This is a genomic window from Bradyrhizobium sp. NBAIM01 (genome assembly GCF_020194115.1).
GTDB lineage: Bacteria > Pseudomonadota > Alphaproteobacteria > Rhizobiales > Xanthobacteraceae > Bradyrhizobium > Bradyrhizobium yuanmingense.
Genome location: NZ_JADYVU010000012.1, coordinates 83,215 through 98,766, shown reverse-complemented (window position 1 = coordinate 98,766; position 15,552 = coordinate 83,215). Strand labels below are relative to the sequence as shown.

At 65.3% G+C, this 15,552-nt stretch carries 15 protein-coding genes and 1 pseudogene; 12 read left to right on the top strand and 4 right to left on the bottom strand.

From position 1 onward, the window contains the following. Positions 1-420: 420 nt before the first annotated feature. The 3 genes from I6F31_RS28965 to I6F31_RS28955 all read left to right on the top strand — a co-directional run bounded on the left by I6F31_RS28965 (position 421) and on the right by I6F31_RS28955 (position 4,704). The gene (locus tag I6F31_RS28965) at positions 421-912 is read left to right on the top strand and encodes a (2Fe-2S)-binding protein (protein WP_025033225.1); all 492 of its coding nucleotides are present in this window, start codon (positions 421-423) and stop codon (positions 910-912) included. Continuing rightward, complete coding sequence (locus I6F31_RS28960) at positions 909-3,191, top strand: molybdopterin cofactor-binding domain-containing protein (RefSeq protein WP_225186492.1); 2,283 nt, start codon at positions 909-911, stop codon at positions 3,189-3,191. Before I6F31_RS28965 ends, I6F31_RS28960 begins: the two co-directional genes overlap by 4 nt. Positions 3,192-3,609: 418 nt before the next feature. Continuing rightward, positions 3,610-4,704: an HD domain-containing phosphohydrolase gene (locus I6F31_RS28955; RefSeq protein ID WP_036002556.1), complete on the top strand. Its 1,095-nt coding sequence runs from the start codon at positions 3,610-3,612 to the stop codon at positions 4,702-4,704. 135 nt (positions 4,705-4,839) lie between these two features. Here I6F31_RS28955 and I6F31_RS28950 read toward each other — a convergent pair whose 3' ends face one another. Both I6F31_RS28950 and I6F31_RS28945 read right to left on the bottom strand, forming a co-directional pair. Then, positions 4,840-6,420: an AMP-binding protein gene (locus I6F31_RS28950; protein ID WP_225186491.1), complete on the bottom strand. Its 1,581-nt coding sequence runs from the start codon at positions 6,418-6,420 to the stop codon at positions 4,840-4,842. A gap of 258 nt (positions 6,421-6,678) precedes the next feature. Further along, positions 6,679-7,098: a VOC family protein gene (locus I6F31_RS28945; RefSeq protein ID WP_225186490.1), complete on the bottom strand. Its 420-nt coding sequence runs from the start codon at positions 7,096-7,098 to the stop codon at positions 6,679-6,681. Positions 7,099-7,221: 123 nt separating this feature from the next. Between I6F31_RS28945 and I6F31_RS28940 the strand changes: the two genes are divergently transcribed. From I6F31_RS28940 to I6F31_RS28925, 4 genes and pseudogenes are all read left to right on the top strand, one after another. Continuing rightward, positions 7,222-8,196 (top strand): tripartite tricarboxylate transporter substrate binding protein, encoded by a 975-nt coding sequence (locus I6F31_RS28940; protein ID WP_225134680.1) that lies wholly within the window; start codon positions 7,222-7,224, stop codon positions 8,194-8,196. A 149-nt stretch (positions 8,197-8,345) separates the two neighbouring features. Further along, a complete protein-coding gene (locus I6F31_RS28935; protein ID WP_036002521.1) occupies positions 8,346-8,798 on the top strand; it encodes a metalloregulator ArsR/SmtB family transcription factor in 453 nt (150 codons plus the stop codon). An 8-nt stretch (positions 8,799-8,806) separates the two neighbouring features. Further along, positions 8,807-9,142 (top strand): annotated as a pseudogene (locus I6F31_RS28930) (SRPBCC domain-containing protein); the annotation flags it as partial. Between the two features lie 17 nt (positions 9,143-9,159). Continuing rightward, positions 9,160-9,897, top strand: a complete 738-nt coding sequence (locus tag I6F31_RS28925) for a thioredoxin family protein (protein WP_225186489.1) — start codon at positions 9,160-9,162, stop codon at positions 9,895-9,897. 166 nt (positions 9,898-10,063) lie between these two features. Here I6F31_RS28925 and I6F31_RS28920 read toward each other — a convergent pair whose 3' ends face one another. Beyond that, entirely contained in the window at positions 10,064-11,311 is a 1,248-nt protein-coding gene (locus I6F31_RS28920; protein ID WP_109142057.1) for a serine protease, read from the bottom strand. 206 nt (positions 11,312-11,517) lie between these two features. On the opposite strand from I6F31_RS28920, the gene I6F31_RS28915 reads away from it, so the two are divergent. The 4 genes from I6F31_RS28915 to I6F31_RS28900 all read left to right on the top strand — a co-directional run bounded on the left by I6F31_RS28915 (position 11,518) and on the right by I6F31_RS28900 (position 13,855). Continuing rightward, on the top strand, positions 11,518-12,135 hold the full coding sequence (locus I6F31_RS28915; protein ID WP_036002509.1) for a hypothetical protein: 618 nt from the start codon (positions 11,518-11,520) through the stop codon (positions 12,133-12,135). After that, entirely contained in the window at positions 12,122-12,496 is a 375-nt protein-coding gene (locus I6F31_RS28910; protein WP_025033235.1) for a transcriptional regulator, read from the top strand. Before I6F31_RS28915 ends, I6F31_RS28910 begins: the two co-directional genes overlap by 14 nt. A 30-nt stretch (positions 12,497-12,526) precedes the next feature. Then, a complete protein-coding gene (locus I6F31_RS28905; RefSeq protein WP_036024036.1) occupies positions 12,527-13,267 on the top strand; it encodes a di-trans,poly-cis-decaprenylcistransferase in 741 nt (246 codons plus the stop codon). A 102-nt stretch (positions 13,268-13,369) separates the two neighbouring features. Then, entirely contained in the window at positions 13,370-13,855 is a 486-nt protein-coding gene (locus I6F31_RS28900; protein WP_057025890.1) for a cyclic nucleotide-binding domain-containing protein, read from the top strand. Here I6F31_RS28900 and I6F31_RS28895 read toward each other — a convergent pair. Continuing rightward, positions 13,794-14,621, bottom strand: a complete 828-nt coding sequence (locus I6F31_RS28895; RefSeq protein ID WP_225186488.1) for a metallophosphoesterase family protein — start codon at positions 14,619-14,621, stop codon at positions 13,794-13,796. The genes I6F31_RS28900 and I6F31_RS28895 overlap by 62 nt on opposite strands. Positions 14,622-14,828: 207 nt before the next feature. Between I6F31_RS28895 and I6F31_RS28890 the strand changes: the two genes are divergently transcribed. After that, positions 14,829-15,515, top strand: a complete 687-nt coding sequence (locus tag I6F31_RS28890; RefSeq protein ID WP_225144879.1) for a DNA-3-methyladenine glycosylase I — start codon at positions 14,829-14,831, stop codon at positions 15,513-15,515. The last annotated feature ends 37 nt before the right edge of the window (positions 15,516-15,552 follow it).

Sequence of the window (15,552 nt, the reverse complement as noted above, 5' to 3'; positions counted from 1 at the left end):
AGGGTGACTTCGCTGAAAGCGAAGCCGGGTGAGGGGTCTCTATCCGCGCATGTCTCAATGCGAGTGCGCGGATACAACCCCTCATCCGGCGCTTCGCGCCACCTTCTCCCACAAGGGGAGAAGGAAGAAAGCGGCGGCAGCTGCACCTTAGCTCGCCAAGTTACCTCGAAGAAACTGCCTGAATGCGTAGCACGCATGCCGGAGGCATGCGCTGTTGTGTCCAGTGGCTGCGTCGACGCCCTTGGCGCGGCGCACAACGGGCGAGTGTGGCGAGCGCTTTTTCGACTCGTTCCAAATTGCATTTGCCTCCGCGCCGGAACGCGATCATTCTCGCCGGCAAGGCTGACGCCAGCCCGGTGGGCGTCCGCCATTCAAATTGCCGCCGTAAGCGGCTTCATGCACCGGCAGGGGAAGACGCCTATGCCAACTCTCACCATCAACGGGCGGAGTCTGTCCGTGGATGCGGCGAACGACACGCCGCTCCTCTGGGCGATCCGCGAACAATTGCAGATGACCGGCACCAAGTTCGGCTGCGGTGCCGGGCTGTGCGGTGCCTGCACCGTGCATGTCAACGGTGAAGCCGTGCGCTCGTGCCAGACCATGCTCAGTGACGTCGCCGGCAAGAAGATCACCACCATCGAAGGTCTCTCCGCCAAGGGCGATCATCCCTTGCAGAAGGCCTGGATCGCCGAGCAGGTGCCGCAATGCGGCTATTGCCAGTCCGGCCAGATCATGCAGGCGGCTTCGCTGCTCGCCAAGAATCCCAATCCGACCAAGGAGGAAGTGGTCGCCCATATGGACGGCAATCTCTGCCGCTGCATGACCTATTCGCGGATCCAGAAGGCGATCATGCGCGCCGCATCCGAGATGCGCACGGCGTCCGCCACCTCGAGCGAGCGGAGGCCCACATGAACAAGCATGTCAAGAACGTGACACCTGAGACGACCGATCTCAGCCGCCGCTCCTTCCTCGTCGGCACCGCCGCGACCGGCCTCGTGCTCGGCTATGCGGGCGTGCCCGGCATCCAGTCGGCCGCCGCCGCGCCCGCCAATTTCGAGCCGAGCGTCTGGTACGCGATCTCGCCGGACGGGCTCGTGACCGTGACCTGCGGCAAGGCGGATATGGGCCAGCACATCGCCTCCACCCTGGCTCAGATCGTCTGCGAGGAGCTGGGCGCGAAATGGAGCGACATGCGCGTAGCGCTCGCCTCCAACGATCCCAAGTTCAACGATCCCGTGCTCGGCGCCCAGATCACCGGCGGCAGCTGGTCGACCATGATGAACTTCGAAGCGATGAGCCGCGCCGGCGCCGCCGGTCGCATCGCATTGACCGAAGGTGCCGCCGCCGCCATGGGCGTGCCGGCATCGGAGCTCGTGGTGCGCGATTCCATGATCGTGCATCCGAAATCGAAGAAGCAGATGTCATTTGCCGATGTCGTGAAAAGCGGCAAGGCGACGAAAACCTTCGCGCCCGACGAGCTGAAGGCGATCAAGCTGAAATCGCCGGACCAGTACACCATGATCGGCGTCTCGGTTCCGCAGCTCGACATCCCCTCCAAGACCAACGGCACGGCCAAGTACGGCATCGACGTGATGCTGCCGGGCATGGCCTATGGCGCGCTGGTCACGCCGCCGGTGCGCTTTGGCGCCACGGTGAAATCGGTCGACGACAGCGCGGCAAAGAAGGTGCCGGGCTTCATCAAGGCCGTCACGCTCGACGACAAGACCGCAACGACGTCGGGCTGGGTCGTCGCGGTCGCCAGCACCTACGCGAACGCCAAGAAGGCGGCCCAGGCGCTGAAGATCGCCTATGACGCGGGTCCGAACGCGAAGCTATCGAGCCAGTCGCTGCTCGACGAGGCCAAGCGGCTGCAGAAGCTGGACGATTCCGGCCAGTTCTTCGTCAAGGACGGCGATCCCAATGCGGCCTTCGGTTCGGCGGCCAAGGTGGTGGAAGCGGAATACACCACCAGCATCAACATCCACGCGCCGCTGGAGCCGATGAACGCCACTGCGGAGTTCAAGGGCGACATCCTGCACATCTATTCCGGCAACCAGTTTGCGACGCGCTCCGGCGCGATCGCGGCGGGCGCTGCCGGGATCGATCCGAAATTCGTGGTCATGCACCAGATGTGGCTGGGCGGCGGCTTCGGCCGGCGTCTCGATGCCGACATGATGATTCCGGCGGTGCAGGCGGCCAAGGCCGTCGGCAAGCCGGTGAAGGTGATCTATTCGCGCGAGAACGACATGACGATGGATTTCTCGCGTCCGCTCACCTATCAAAAAGTGAAGGCCGGCGTGGACGGCGATGGCAAGCTCATTGCGATCAGCCACGACGTGGTGTCGGCCTGGCCGACCGCGCGCTGGGGAATACCCGACTTCCTGACGCCCTCGGTCGACAAGAAGGGCCCGCTCGATTCCTTTACGGTGAACGGGGCGGACTTCTTCTACACCGTGCCCAACCATTATGTGCGCGCGATCAAGAACGAGCTCGCGCACAACGCTACGCCCTCCGGCCAGCTTCGCTCGGTGGCGCCGGGCTGGACCTTCTGGGCGGTCGAAAGCATGATCGACGAGATCGCGGCGGCGACGGGCAAGGATCCCGCCCAGTTCCGCATCTCGTTGCTCGACGGCGCCGGCAAGAACGACGGCGGCGCGCAGCGCTTGCGCAACACGCTGCTCGCCGCGATGGGACTGTCCGGCTACGGCACCAAGCAATTGCCGAAAGGCGAGGGCATGGGCGTGGCCTGCGTCTCGTCGCAGGAGCGGGCGACCGCGAGCTGGACGGCGTGCGTGGCTCACGTCGCCGTCGCGCCGTCGGGGGAGGTGACCGTGAAGAAGCTCACGGTCGCAACCGACGTCGGCACGCAGGTGCATCCCGACAATGTCCGCGCCCAGGTCGAGGGCGCGGCGCTGTGGGGCCTGTCGCTGGCGATGTACGAGAAGGCGACGCTGAAGGACGGTGGCATCGAGCAGACCAATTTCGATGGCTACACGCCCTTGCGCATGAGCCAGACGCCCGAGGTCGCGATCGCCGTGATCGCCAATGGCGAGAAGGCCACCGGCGTCGGCGAGCCCGCGGTCACAGTGGTCGCGCCGGCCATCGGCAACGCCATCTTCAATGCCAGCGGCGCCCGCGTCCGCGCCCTGCCGATCACCGCGGAAGCCGTGAAGGCGAGCATGAAGGCGTAAGTCGAGCCGTGATTGCCAAATGAGCTGATCCGCCGGAGGGCAACCTCCGGCGGATTTGTTTTGGAGCCGCCTCCACACCCTCACCGTCATGCCCCGGCTTGACCGGGGCATCCAGTACGCCGCGGCTTCTCGGTTTCAGCCGGACCGTCTCAGCGTACTGGGTCGCCCGGTCAAGCCGGGCGACGACCGCGAAGGGCGGGGCGATAGCGTCCAAAATTCCCCTTATCCATCAATGCCATTTCTACTGTGCATGGGGTTGTTTTCGCCGGTTGTGAAATTCCCCCTGAACCCCAATCCGTCAAATTGCGCGCAATTCCCCAAGGTTCCATTGAGCACGCCTCTTAAGGGCCAGAGAACCTGATCCGGCTTAGGCTCATCGGCCAATACGCCCGAGTTTCCGGTCCTTGTGGGGGAAGCCATGAACGCCACAGCCAAATCCGCCGCCAAACGCCGGCTTCTGCTCGCCTCCGATCGGAGCGACGGGAGCAGCGAGCTCGCCAGCATCCTGAAAGCGGTCGGCGACGTCTCCACGGTGAAGACGGACGAGATCCCCGCCCAGCCCTCGCGCGATCTCTCCGGGCTCGTGGTCGACATTAATCTGCGCTCGCCCGACAGCGTGCAGCGGGTCCGCAACAAGCTGCGCGGCGATGCCTATCGTTCGATGCCGCGGCTGTTCGTGCTCGCGGACGCCCTGCATCACGGCACCATGCAGGCCTGGGCGTTAGGAGCCACCGACACCATCTCACGGCCGCTCCAGGCCGAGGCCATCCTGCAGCGCATTCGCGCCGCCTTCCCGGACACCGCGGCCTATGACGCGACCGATCGCGGCAAGACGCTCAACCGCGGCGTCGAGGCGGCGCATGCGGTGCTGACCAAGATGTTCGAGAAGCTGCCGCTCGGCGTGGCCCTGACCTTCGACGACGTCATCGCCGCCGAGAGCAAGATCCTGAAGGCGATCAAGCATTCCTCGCTGCGCGAATGGCTCACCACGGTCGGCTGTCACCATGTCGGCAGCTACCGCCATTGCCTGTTCGTCACCGGCTTCGCCGTCGCCTTCGCCCAGCATCTCGGCATGCGCGAGGACGACCAGCGCCGCCTGACCCGCGCCGCGCTGCTGCACGACGTCGGCAAGGCCTTCGTTCCGGCCTGGCTGCTCGACAAGCCCGGCAAGCTCACCGACGAGGAGATGGCTGAGGTCCGCCAGCATCCGCGCCGCGGTTATGATGCGCTCGCCGCGCAAGGCGGCTTCCCGCCGGAGATGCTGGACGTGGTGCTGCATCACCACGAATTCCTCGACGGCTCCGGCTATCCGAACGGCCTGTCGTCGAACCAGATCAGCGACATCGTGCGCCTGACGACGATCGTCGACATCTACGCCGCGCTGGTGGAGAAGCGCGCCTACCGCATGCCCTTCACCCACTCCCGCGCCTTCACGATGATGGAAGGCATGGGCGGCAAGCTCGACCAGCAGCTGCTGCAGGCGTTCCGTCCGGTCGCGCTGGGGTCGTTCTAGTCGGGATGCCGTAGTCGTAGGGTGGGTTAGCCTCGCGGCTGCGCGAAGCGCAGGCGCCAGGCGTAACCCACCATGCCTCCGCAATTGCCGAACGAAGTTGGTGGGTTACGCCTTCGGCTAACCCACCCTACGAGATCACCCCACCAGCTTCCGCAGCTCCGCCTTCGCCACCTTCTCCAGCGTCGAGCGCGGCATGTCGTCGACGAGCCTGATCTCGCGCGGCAGCTTGAAGTCGGCGAGGCCCTTGCGGCAGGCTTCCATCACGCGATCATGCAAGTCGGGCGCAGCGCCTGCGACGCCGCCCTGCGGGATGATGAAGACCACCGGCACCTCGTCCAGCATCGGATGCTTCTTCGCCACCACCGCGGCCTCGCGCACGCCCGGCACGAGCGCGATCACCTGCTCGATCTCGGAGGCCGCAACGTTCTCGCCCCCGACCTTCAGCATGTCCTTAGCGCGGTCGCCGAACTTGATGAAGCCGTTCTCCAATCGCTCGACGCGGTCGCCGGTGAGGAAGAAGCCGTGCTCGTCAAAACTCTCGCGCGTCGCCTTCTCGTTGTGCAGGTACTCGGCGAACAGCGACAAGCCGGGGATGCCCCTGATCGCGAGATTGCCGGTGTCGCCGACCTCCGTCGGCCGTCCGTCGTCGTCAGTGATGCGGATCTGATATTCGGGCGCGGCGCGACCGATCGACATCGGGATGTTGGGCTGATCGACCTCGCCGACGATGCCGTGGGTGATGGTCTCGGTCATGCCCCACCAGCCGATCATCTTGACGCCGAAGGCGGCAAAGGCCGGCGGCTCGTTGATGGCGGTGCCCCACAGGCGGAACTTGTGGTCCTTCGGGATCTCCTGCTCGAGCAGCGCCTTCATGCAGAACGGGATCGTCGAGGTCCAGGTTGCGCCGTGCTCGCGCGCGACGGCCCAGAACCGGCTGGCGGAGAAGCGCGGCTGGATCACGCAAGTGGCGCCGACCCACAGCGTCGCCAGCATGGAATAGGCCAGCGCATTGGTGTGGAACAACGGCAAATACGCCTGGTGCACGTCGCCGGCGTGAAGGTCCTCATGCGCGGCGTTGATCTTGGCGCCCCACAGCGCGTTGGCATGGGTCCACAGCACCGCCTTCGGCCGCGACGTCGTGCCCGAGGTGTATTGCACGCTGCATGGCGCGAGCGGATCGGTCGCTCGCCGGGGACGATCGGCACTGTCGGCGAACAGGGATTCGAAGCTGTCGCCGCGCGAGGCGGCTTGCGCGGGTGCCGCGCCCGCATCGTGCGAGGTTACCGCCAGCCAGCTTATGTTGTTGCAGTTCTGCGCGACGGCTTCCGCATAGGCCGGCTGCGTGATCGCGGCGACCGCGCCGCAATGATCGGCGAAATACGCGATCTCGGCCGGCGCCGAACGCGTGTTGGTGGTGACCGCGATGGCCCCGAGCTCGACGGAGGCGAACCAGGCCAGCATCGCCTCGATGCAATTGTCGAGATGAATGAGCACATATTGGCCCGGCTTGACACCGCGCCTGGCGAGGCCGGCCGCGAGCGCGCCGACGCGCTCATGAAACTCGCCGTAGCTCCAGCGCCGCGCCGGCGCGTCGAACGGCGCCCAGATCAGGAACGGATGATCACGCCGGACCTCGGCGCGCAGCTTGAGCAGCCAGGGCACGTCGAGCCCGTCGAACGGGCCCACGATTCCAGCTGTGGTCTGTTGAACTGGCATGGCTCCTCCCGGTGCAGCCGCATCTTGCCGGCGGCTGCCTTTTGATGATTGCGTCTTCCTGCCATTGGACGACGCGGGACGCAAATCCGGGGAGAGGGCCGAGCTCTCTCCTGCGTCATTGCGAGGAGCTCTTGCGACGAAGCAATCCAGACTGGTTCCGCGGAGGATTCTGGACTGCTTCGCGGAGCCTGTCATCGGGCCGCGCTTTGCGCGGACCCGGTGGTTCGCAATGACGTTTTCGGGGCGGGCAGCGTGGCCCTACCGGCCACCGTCCTCGTACGACGAGATCTCGATCAAACTGCCATCGGGATCCCGGCAATAGACCGAGCGCAACGTGCCGCGGGCGCCTTGCCTCGGGCCCGGACCTTCCTCGATCGCGACGCCATGTGCCCGCAAATGCGCCACCACCTCGTCCGGCGTGGCCGAGGTGAGAAAGCACAAATCTTCGCTGCCCACCGTGGGATGGTTCGCGGTGAACCACTCCACCTTGTCGGCATCGCGTTGCCGGACGTTGATCCTCTGGTTACCGAATTCAAGGAAAGTCCGCGGCGCTTTGCCGCCGCCGGGATCGAACACCTTGACTTCCATGCCGAGAATCTTGCCGTACCACGCAGCACTTGCCGCGACGTCGCTGACATTGATCACGAGATGATCCAGCGCATGAACCTTGACCGGCATGTCTCATCCTTTCGTCGTGATGTGCCCCGCGCACTTTCCGCACGCGGCAAGCTTTGTTACAACCGCAGCGACGCGGCTTTCAAGCCATCCGACTTCAAGAACAACACTGGGAGAACCCTTGAGATGATCACTCGCCGTACCGCGCTGGGCCTGCTCGCCGCCAGTCCGCTTGCAGCCACCCCGCTGTCGAAGGCCCTTGCCGCCGATTATCCGGCCCGTCCGGTGAAATGGGTGGTGGGCTATCCGCCGGGCGGCGCCACGGACATCCTGGCACGGCTGATCGGCCAGCGCCTGTCGGAAAAGCTCGGCCAGCAATTCGTGGTCGAGAACAAGCCCGGCGCCGGGAACAACATCGCGACCGAATCGGTCATCAATGCCGAGCCCGACGGCTACACGCTGCAGCTGGTCAACCCGGCCAACTACATCAACGCCTCGCTCTACAAGAATCTCAAGTTCAACTTCGTGAACGATATCGCGCCGGTCGCCTCGTTCCAGCGCGTTCCGAACGTGATGACCGTCAACAAGGACGTGCCGGCCAAGAACGTCGCCGAGTTCATCGAGTACGTGAAGGCCAATCCCGGCAAGGTGAACATGGCCTCGTCCGGCAACGGCACCTCGGTGCATCTGTCCGGCGAGATGTTCATGGCCATGACCGGCTGCAAGATGCAGCACGTGCCCTATCGCGGCGCCGCGCCCGCGATCACTGACATGCTCGCCGGCCAGGTGCAGGTGATCTTCGACAACATGCCTTCGATCATTCAGCACATCCGCTCCGGCAGCCTGCGCGCGATCGGCGTCACCACCACGGAACGCTCGCCGCAGCTGCCCGACGTGCAGCCGATCGCCGACACCGTCAAGGGCTATGAGGCGAGCGCGTTGTTCGGCATGGGCGCGCCGAAGAACACGCCGAAGGAAATCATCGCCAAGCTCAACGCCGAGGTCAACGCGGTGCTCAAGGAGCCCGACATGGCCAAGCGCCTGGTCGAGCTCGGCGGCGAGCCGCGGGTGCAGACGCCCGGGGCGTTCGGCGAGGAGATCAAGGCCGAGACCGAGAAGTGGAAGAAGGTCGTCGACTTCGCCGGCCTGAAGGTCGAGTAGAAATCTCGTGATGACGAGGAAGAGAGCCCTGTCGTTCGGCAGGGCTTTTTTCTTGGCTGCATTGCCAGCAACCCGATCACGCTCTCGTGCGGATCCGCGCCTGCGCCTTCCGGCTTGACGTTGCCGTGCTCGCGTCTATACTAAACCATATGGTTAAGTATCAGGACGAGACGCTGGACCGGACCTTTGCGGCGCTGTCAGACCCGACGCGTCGTGCCTTGCTGGCGCGCCTCGGCGAGCAGGACGGCCTGTCGGTGAGCGAGCTGGCGGCCCCGTTTGCGGTATCGCTGCCGGCGATCATGAAGCATCTCGATGTGCTCACCGATGCCGGGCTGATCGTGCGCGAGAAGACCGGGCGCACGGTCGCCTGCCGGCTGACCGCGCAGCCGATGGAGCAGGCGATGAACTGGCTCAATCGTTATGCGCAGTTCTGGTCCCACAATCTCGATCGCCTTGCCGCCTTCGTGGAGGAAGAGACATGGCCAACGCAACCGCCAACACCGCCGAACGCCCGGCAGAACGACCAAGCCTCACGCTCACGCGCCGGCTCCGCGCGCCGCCGCAAAAGGTCTACGCCGCCTGGACGCAAGCCGCGCAGCTAGCGCAATGGTTCGGGCCGCCGAACATGAAGCCGGCGACGCTTCAAGCCGAGCTCGACGTCCGCGTCGGCGGCCGGTTTCGCATCAGCTTCACGGGGGACGACGGCGAATACTTCGAGGCCGGCGGCCGCTATCGCGAGGTGGTGCTGAACGAGCTTCTGGTCTTCACCTGGGCCTGGCACTCGACGCCGGAGCGTGAGTCGCTGGTGACGATCTCGCTGAAGCCGGACGCTGCCGGCACCTTGATGATCTTCCATCACGCCCAGTTCTTCGACGAGACCGCGCGCGACAACCACCAGCGCGGCTGGAGCTCGATTTTCGACAAGCTCGATGCTTTCGTCGCCTGATCCCCAAGGAGAACGCCATGCAGCAACATCAGATCGTTTCGCGCGAGCAATGGATCGTCGCGCGCAAGGCCCTTCTGGTCCACGAGAAGGAATTGACCCAGGCTCGCGAATGGCTTGCCGACGAGCGCCGCCGGCTCCCCTGGGTCAAGGTCGACAAGGCGTACGCATTCGAAGGGGCGAACGGCATTGTGTCCCTGGGCGATCTGTTCAAGGGCCGGCCGCAGCTGATCGTGCAGCACGTGATGTTCGCGCCCGATTGGGACGCGGCCTGCAAGAGCTGTTCGTTCTGGGCCGATGGGTTCGAGCGCATGGTGCCGCATTTGGCCGCGCGCGACACCGCCATGGTTGCGGTCTCGCTGGCGCCAAGCGCAAAGCTCGAAGCCTTCAAGAAGCGGATGGGCTGGACCTTCGACTGGGTTTCCTCAGGCCGCAATGACTTCAACCGCGACTACGGCGTGACGTTCTCACAGGAAGAGGTCGCGACCGGCAAGCCGATGTACAATTTCGGAACCACGCCGTTCTACGGCCCCGAACTGCCCGGCATCAGCGTGTTCTTCCGCGACGAGGCCGGCGCGATCTTCCACACTTATTCCTGCTTCGCCCGCGGCCTCGACATGATGAACGCCGCTTATCAATATCTCGATCTCACCCCGCTTGGCCGTCACGAGGAAGGCCTGCCTTATCCGATGGACTGGGTGCGCCTGCGCGACCAGTACGAGCCGCAGCCGGCGAAGGCGGCGTGCTGCCACGGGTGAGGGGAGCGCTCGACGCACATCAAAGGTGTCATCGCCCGGCTTGACCGGGCGATCCAGTATTCCGAGACGGCAGTGATGAATCGAAAGGCCGCGGCATACTGGATTCCCCGCCTTCGCGGGGAATGACAGCTACGGGTGAGGTGCAGGGTGTGCCTTGCCCCGATAGCTACCGCTTCGCCTCCGCCTGCTCCGCCGCGTTGCACGAGATCAGCATCGTGTACGGCCGGGCGTTGGTGGCGATGTCGGTGGTCTTGAGCTCGCTCTTTGGCTCGGCGGTCTGATAGGGCACGATCGAATTGTCGAGGAAATCGCGCAGCACTCCGGTCTTGATGGCGAAATTGATGTTTTCAGGGATGTTGCCGGTCGCCACCGCGATCCGCAAGGCTGGAATCTTGCCCGTGACCACGCCCACGACCTGACCCGTGTTGTCGAACAGCGGCCCGCCGCTGTTGCCAGGCTGCACGGGTGCGCTGATTTGCAGGAAGCGCGAGTCGTTGCGCATGCCGCTGAGCGAGCTCACGATGCCGGTGGTCACGCTGAAGTCCGAGGTCAGGATGCCGTGATAGGGAAAGCCGATCGCGATCACGGAATCGCCGGAGCGGATCGAGCGGTCGCGGATCCGGGCAAAATCCTTGAAGGTCGTCGTCGACGGCGCCTGCAACAGGGCGAGATCGTTGTTGGCGTCGCTCGAGACGACGCGCAGCACCATTGCGGCTTCGCCGGTGAGATTGCCCCTGACGTCGCCGACGCAGCCGTCGATCACATGATGGTTGGTGACGACGTGCCCGCTCGCGCTGACGACGAAGCCGCTGCCGCTCCTGGCTCGGGCGGGTTTGCCGCCGGCCGGCGCTGCCGTCTGCTTCTCCGCCGTCGCCGCCGGCTTGGCCGCACCCTTGGTGAAATCGCCGGCCTTGCTGAGCCCGTCTGCCTTCACCCGCGTGACGCAGTTCGCCAGCGCCGCGATCAGGGGGGCCGTCGACGTCAGCACAAATTGGAGTGGCTTGCTCCCGTTGGTCGTGATCACCATCAGGCTTGCCTTCTGGAAGGTGCGAGCGACGTTGGGGGGCAGCATGGTCGTCACCATATTGGTGGTGCCGGCGGTCGCAAACAACCTCGCCTGCTCCTGGCCGTCGAAGATGAAGTCGATGGGCGCGGTATCGCCCTTGTTGAAGCGAAAGCTGGGGCTGGCAAAGCTCAGCAGCCAGGAGCCGGCCGCATTCTGCGCGACGAAGAGACTCACGCCGTTGGCGTAAGGTGCGGTCGCCGCGCAATGGGAGAACGCGCCCGTCTCGTCATTGCTGAATGCGCCGCCGGCCCAGTTGCCGACCTTGACGGTGCCGAACGGCCCCGCCGCGTTCGCCCCGAACACACTCATCTGCAACACGAACGCAACGACCAACGACCTCAACCACATACCCCAGCCCCCGGCAAACGCACTCGCATCCATCTTATCCGCGAGGGCAGGTGAGGCGCAACCGTCAGTTGTCCGCACCAGTCGGTTCGGCTGACCGCAACAATTTGGGCTTGCATTTACTTTGCAGTGCCATATACTTTGCAATACAAAGTAACGGGACCGGTGTCCCACGAAAGCCGGGGTGGAACGAGGTTTTGGCGTTGCCCATGCGCGATCTCGACAAGGCGCTGGCCGACATCGTGACGATCCGTAGCCAGATCGCGGCAGGCACCGCTTTCCGCGGCTACGGCCCGGCGACGATGGCGGCGACCGGCGCCGTTGCGCTCATCACCGCCGTCCTGCAATTCTGGCTGTTGGATGATCCCACCGGCGAGCCGCTCGTGTTCTTCATCGGCTGGTTCATCGCCGCCGCGCTGTCTGGATTGATCATCGGCATCGAGATGCGCGCCCGGTCGCGACGCCATCATTCCGGTCTCGCCGACGCGATGATCCACCAGGCGGTCGAGCAGTTCCTGCCGGCGGGCGTTGCCGGCGTTCTGCTCGCGGTGGTGATGTGGAAGTTCGCGAGCGAGACGCTGTGGCTGCTGCCGGGCCTGTGGCAGATCCTGGTGTCGCTCGGCATCTTTGCCTCGGTCCGCTCGCTGCCGCGCACGGTGGCGCTCGCCGGCGCCTGGTATTTCGTGTCCGGCTTCGCGGTCGTGGTGCTCGCGAGCCGAACCCACACGCTGTCGCCATGGACCATGGGCCTACCTTTCCTGATCGGCCAATCGCTGATGGCGGCGATTCTGCATTTCGCGTCCGGAGACAACGATGTCGAAGACTGACAGCGCGCCCTTCTCCTATGAAGGGCTCGACCGCGTGATCCACGAGAAGGCGAGGCTCGGGCTTCTGACCTCGCTGATGGCGCATCCCAAGGGGCTGGCGTTCGGCGATCTCAAGCAGCTCTGCGGCCTCACCGACGGCAATCTCAGCCGGCACCTTGCCGTGCTGCAGGAAGCCGGACTGGTCGAGGTGACCAAGGGCTACGAGGGCAATCGCCCGCACACCACCTGCCGCCTCACCAAGGCCGGCCGCCGCCGCTTCCTCGACTATCTCGCCGTGCTCGAGCGGCTGGTGCGCGACGCGGCGAAGGCCGCTGGCCGCGAAGCGCCGCCGCTCGGCCGTCTCGGCATCGCCTCGACCTGATCTCCCCTTTTTTTGACCGGAGACTTTGCAATGCAAAGTGACATCACGTCCCGCAACGAGAAGCTTCATGTCGGCATCATCATGGACGGCAACGGCCGCTGGGCGACGCGGCGCGGCCTGTCGCGCGTGCGCGGCCACGAGGCCGGCGTCGAGACCATCCGCCGCATCGTCGAGGCCGCGCCCAAGCAGGGCATCGGCACGCTGACGCTTTACGCCTTCTCCACCGACAATTGGCGGCGGCCGAAGGCCGAGGTCGCGGCGCTGATGACCTTGCTGCGCTTCTACCTCGCGAACGAAGTGCAGAGCCTCGTCAAGAACGGCGTGCGCCTCTCCGTCATCGGCCGCCGCGATCGCCTGCCCGACGGCATCGCCGCCGCGATCGCGCGCGCCGAGGCGGCCACCGCCGATGGCCGCGCGCTGCATGTGCGCATCGCCGTCGATTATTCCGCGCGCGACGCCATCCTCAATGCCGCGGCCAAGGCGGCCGCGCTGACCAGCCTGACGCGTGAAGCCTTCTCGCAGCTCGTCACAGGCGAGGCTGGCCTTCGCGACGTCGACCTCATCATCCGTACCTCCGGCGAGAAGCGACTGTCGGACTTCCTGCTTTGGGAAGGCGCCTATGCCGAGCTGTACTTCACCGAGCGGATGTGGCCCGAATTCGACGCGGGCGATCTTGCCGAGGCGCTCGCCGCCTTCCATGGCCGCGAGCGCCGCTTCGGCGGGCTGCAAGCCATTATGCCCGGAGAGGCGCCCTCGCTCTCGCAGGTGTGAGGCGCCTCGGCGCCCGCCGGCTCCCCCACCGATTGCCGCCCGGCACGGATCGTGCTCTAGTCTTCCGGCGTTGTGTACCCCTGCGACGGGAGCGTTCGCACCATGCGCGCAGTCCTCGATTACTGCACCGGCGGAACGGAGCGGCAGCTTGCCGCCGGCACCATCATCGTCGCCGAGGGGGGCACCTCCGGCCATCTCTACGTGCTGATGCAAGGCAGGCTCGAGGTGCTCAAGGCCGAGATGGTGGTCGCCACCGTCACCGAGCCCGGCGCGGTGCTGGGTGAGATGTCCGTGCTGCTGGGCCAGCCGCACACCGCAACGGTACGGGCCTGCTCCGACGCCATCGTCTACGAATTCGAGGATGCCGCCGCGTTCCTCGAGAGGGAGCCGGGCGTGGCGCTGCTGATCGCAAAAATGCTGGCGCAGAGGCTCAACGTCGCCAACACCTACCTCGCCGATCTGAAGCGGCAATATGCCGGCCACGGCACGCATCTGGCCATGGTCGGCGAAGTGCTCCAGAGCATGATCAACCTGCCGCCGGCTGAGGTTTCGCCAGGCTCGGATCGGCAATCCGATCCAAGAATGTGAGCCAGTCGGGCGGCGCCTCGATGGGGGCGGCGGGCCGCCGCAACGGCGCATTCAGGTCGATCCATTGCGCCTCGCCGGCCGCCAGCCAGAACGCCTTGCCGGCATCGAGATCGAGCACGATGCAGGTCGGGGGACGGCCGGGTTGCAGGCCCGTGTTGAAGACCCAGGTCTGGCCCAGCCGGTCGAACCACGATCCATTGCTGATGAAGGGCGATTGATGCACATGGCCCGAGATCACCATCGACGGCTGGTATTGCATGATCCACTGCACCAGCTCGACGTCGCCGAAGAAGCGCTTGCCGCCCCAGCTCGTCGGTGAATCCGCCGGCGGCGCATGATGCGCCCAGATCCAACGCTGCGGCCTGACGGCTGCGGCATCGCGCAATTGCTCGATGAGGCGTTGCTTGACCTGAGGTCCATCCCACCACGGGCACACGGTGAACAGGGTATCGCCGACCGTCAGGCCGTCGCCGTCGCAGGCGATGCCGAGCTCGCGCACCTCCGAGATCCAGCGCGAAATCTTCTCACCTTCGGCGTTGCGCTCGTCGAGATCGTGATTGCCGGAGCAGAGGATCACGCGGGTCGTCGCGGCCAGCAGCGCGAGATACTTCTTCACCACCACGATCTGGGCGCGGAAATCCACCATCGAGCCGATGTCGAGCGCGTCGCCGGCGAAGATCACGAGGTCGAATTGCGGCGCCGCGCTGACCAGCCAGTCGAGCTGCGGCAGCGAATAGTGCAGGTCGGCCACGACCAGGCAGCGCATGGAAAATCCGACGGCGAGAGATCAAAATGTCAGGGAATTCCAAAACAATATAAAGCAAGAAGCAGACCAGCCCGGCCGCCCCTTTGCATCACTCCAATGAACGACAGCATGCTGCGTCCCGTCGCAGGGCGCAAGGGGCGGCAACGCGGGGCTGGACCGGATCGCCGAATTCTGGTGTCGTGGCCTGCCCTCAACACCCGTGTTCACATGACCCCCTTCAAGACCATTCGCGCCCGCGCCGAGAAGCGCAAGGGCGGGCCCAAGGCGCTGGACAAGTTGATGCCGGCCAAGCCGGACCTCAAGCAGCTCGCCAAGCTCGGCGACGATCGTATCCTCGCCGAAATGACCAAGCGGGTGTTCTGCGCCGGCTTTGCCTGGAGCGTGATCGATTCCAAATGGGACGGCTTCGAACAGGCCTTCCTGCATTTCCAGCCCGCCAAGCTCACGTTCCAGCCCGAAGACTATTGGGAGGGCCTGCTGCGCGACGCGCGCATCGTGCGCAACGGTGCCAAGATCATGTCAGTGCGCGACAACGCCGCCTTCGTGCAGGAGATCGCGAAGGAGCACGGCAGCTTCGGCAAGTTCCTGGCGAAATGGCCGTCCTCCGACGAGATCGGCCTGCTCGATCTCCTCAACAAGCGCGGCAGCCGGCTGGGCGGCAACACCGGCCAGATGCTGCTCCGCTTCGTCGGCTGGGACGGCTTCGTGACGTCGAAGGACGTCGTGGCCTGCCTGCGCGCTGCCGGTCTCGACATCGCCGAGGAGGTCAAGTCGAAGGGCGATCTCGCCAAGGTGCAGGCGCAGTTCAACGCCTGGGCCGAGGAGTCCGGCCTGCCGTACACATATCTGTCACGCATCTGCGCGCTGTCGGTCGGCGAGAACAGCAGCGAGTAGCGCGTAGATCGATAGATCGTGTGCATCCTGTGGCGAT

What these genes read in the sequence shown, in the direction of transcription:
- I6F31_RS28965 (WP_025033225.1), top strand. Translation starts at nt 421, where the DNA reads ATGCCAACTCTCACCATCAACGGGCGGAGTCTGTCCGTGGATGCGGCG.
- I6F31_RS28960 (WP_225186492.1), top strand. Translation starts at nt 909, where the DNA reads ATGAACAAGCATGTCAAGAACGTGACACCTGAGACGACCGATCTCAGC.
- I6F31_RS28955 (WP_036002556.1), top strand. Translation starts at nt 3,610, where the DNA reads ATGAACGCCACAGCCAAATCCGCCGCCAAACGCCGGCTTCTGCTCGCC.
- I6F31_RS28950 (WP_225186491.1), bottom strand. Translation starts at nt 6,420, where the DNA reads ATGCCAGTTCAACAGACCACAGCTGGAATCGTGGGCCCGTTCGACGGG.
- I6F31_RS28945 (WP_225186490.1), bottom strand. Translation starts at nt 7,098, where the DNA reads ATGCCGGTCAAGGTTCATGCGCTGGATCATCTCGTGATCAATGTCAGC.
- I6F31_RS28940 (WP_225134680.1), top strand. Translation starts at nt 7,222, where the DNA reads ATGATCACTCGCCGTACCGCGCTGGGCCTGCTCGCCGCCAGTCCGCTT.
- I6F31_RS28935 (WP_036002521.1), top strand. Translation starts at nt 8,346, where the DNA reads ATGGTTAAGTATCAGGACGAGACGCTGGACCGGACCTTTGCGGCGCTG.
- I6F31_RS28925 (WP_225186489.1), top strand. Translation starts at nt 9,160, where the DNA reads ATGCAGCAACATCAGATCGTTTCGCGCGAGCAATGGATCGTCGCGCGC.
- I6F31_RS28920 (WP_109142057.1), bottom strand. Translation starts at nt 11,311, where the DNA reads ATGTGGTTGAGGTCGTTGGTCGTTGCGTTCGTGTTGCAGATGAGTGTG.
- I6F31_RS28915 (WP_036002509.1), top strand. Translation starts at nt 11,518, where the DNA reads ATGCGCGATCTCGACAAGGCGCTGGCCGACATCGTGACGATCCGTAGC.
- I6F31_RS28910 (WP_025033235.1), top strand. Translation starts at nt 12,122, where the DNA reads ATGTCGAAGACTGACAGCGCGCCCTTCTCCTATGAAGGGCTCGACCGC.
- I6F31_RS28905 (WP_036024036.1), top strand. Translation starts at nt 12,527, where the DNA reads ATGCAAAGTGACATCACGTCCCGCAACGAGAAGCTTCATGTCGGCATC.
- I6F31_RS28900 (WP_057025890.1), top strand. Translation starts at nt 13,370, where the DNA reads ATGCGCGCAGTCCTCGATTACTGCACCGGCGGAACGGAGCGGCAGCTT.
- I6F31_RS28895 (WP_225186488.1), bottom strand. Translation starts at nt 14,621, where the DNA reads ATGCGCTGCCTGGTCGTGGCCGACCTGCACTATTCGCTGCCGCAGCTC.
- I6F31_RS28890 (WP_225144879.1), top strand. Translation starts at nt 14,829, where the DNA reads ATGACCCCCTTCAAGACCATTCGCGCCCGCGCCGAGAAGCGCAAGGGC.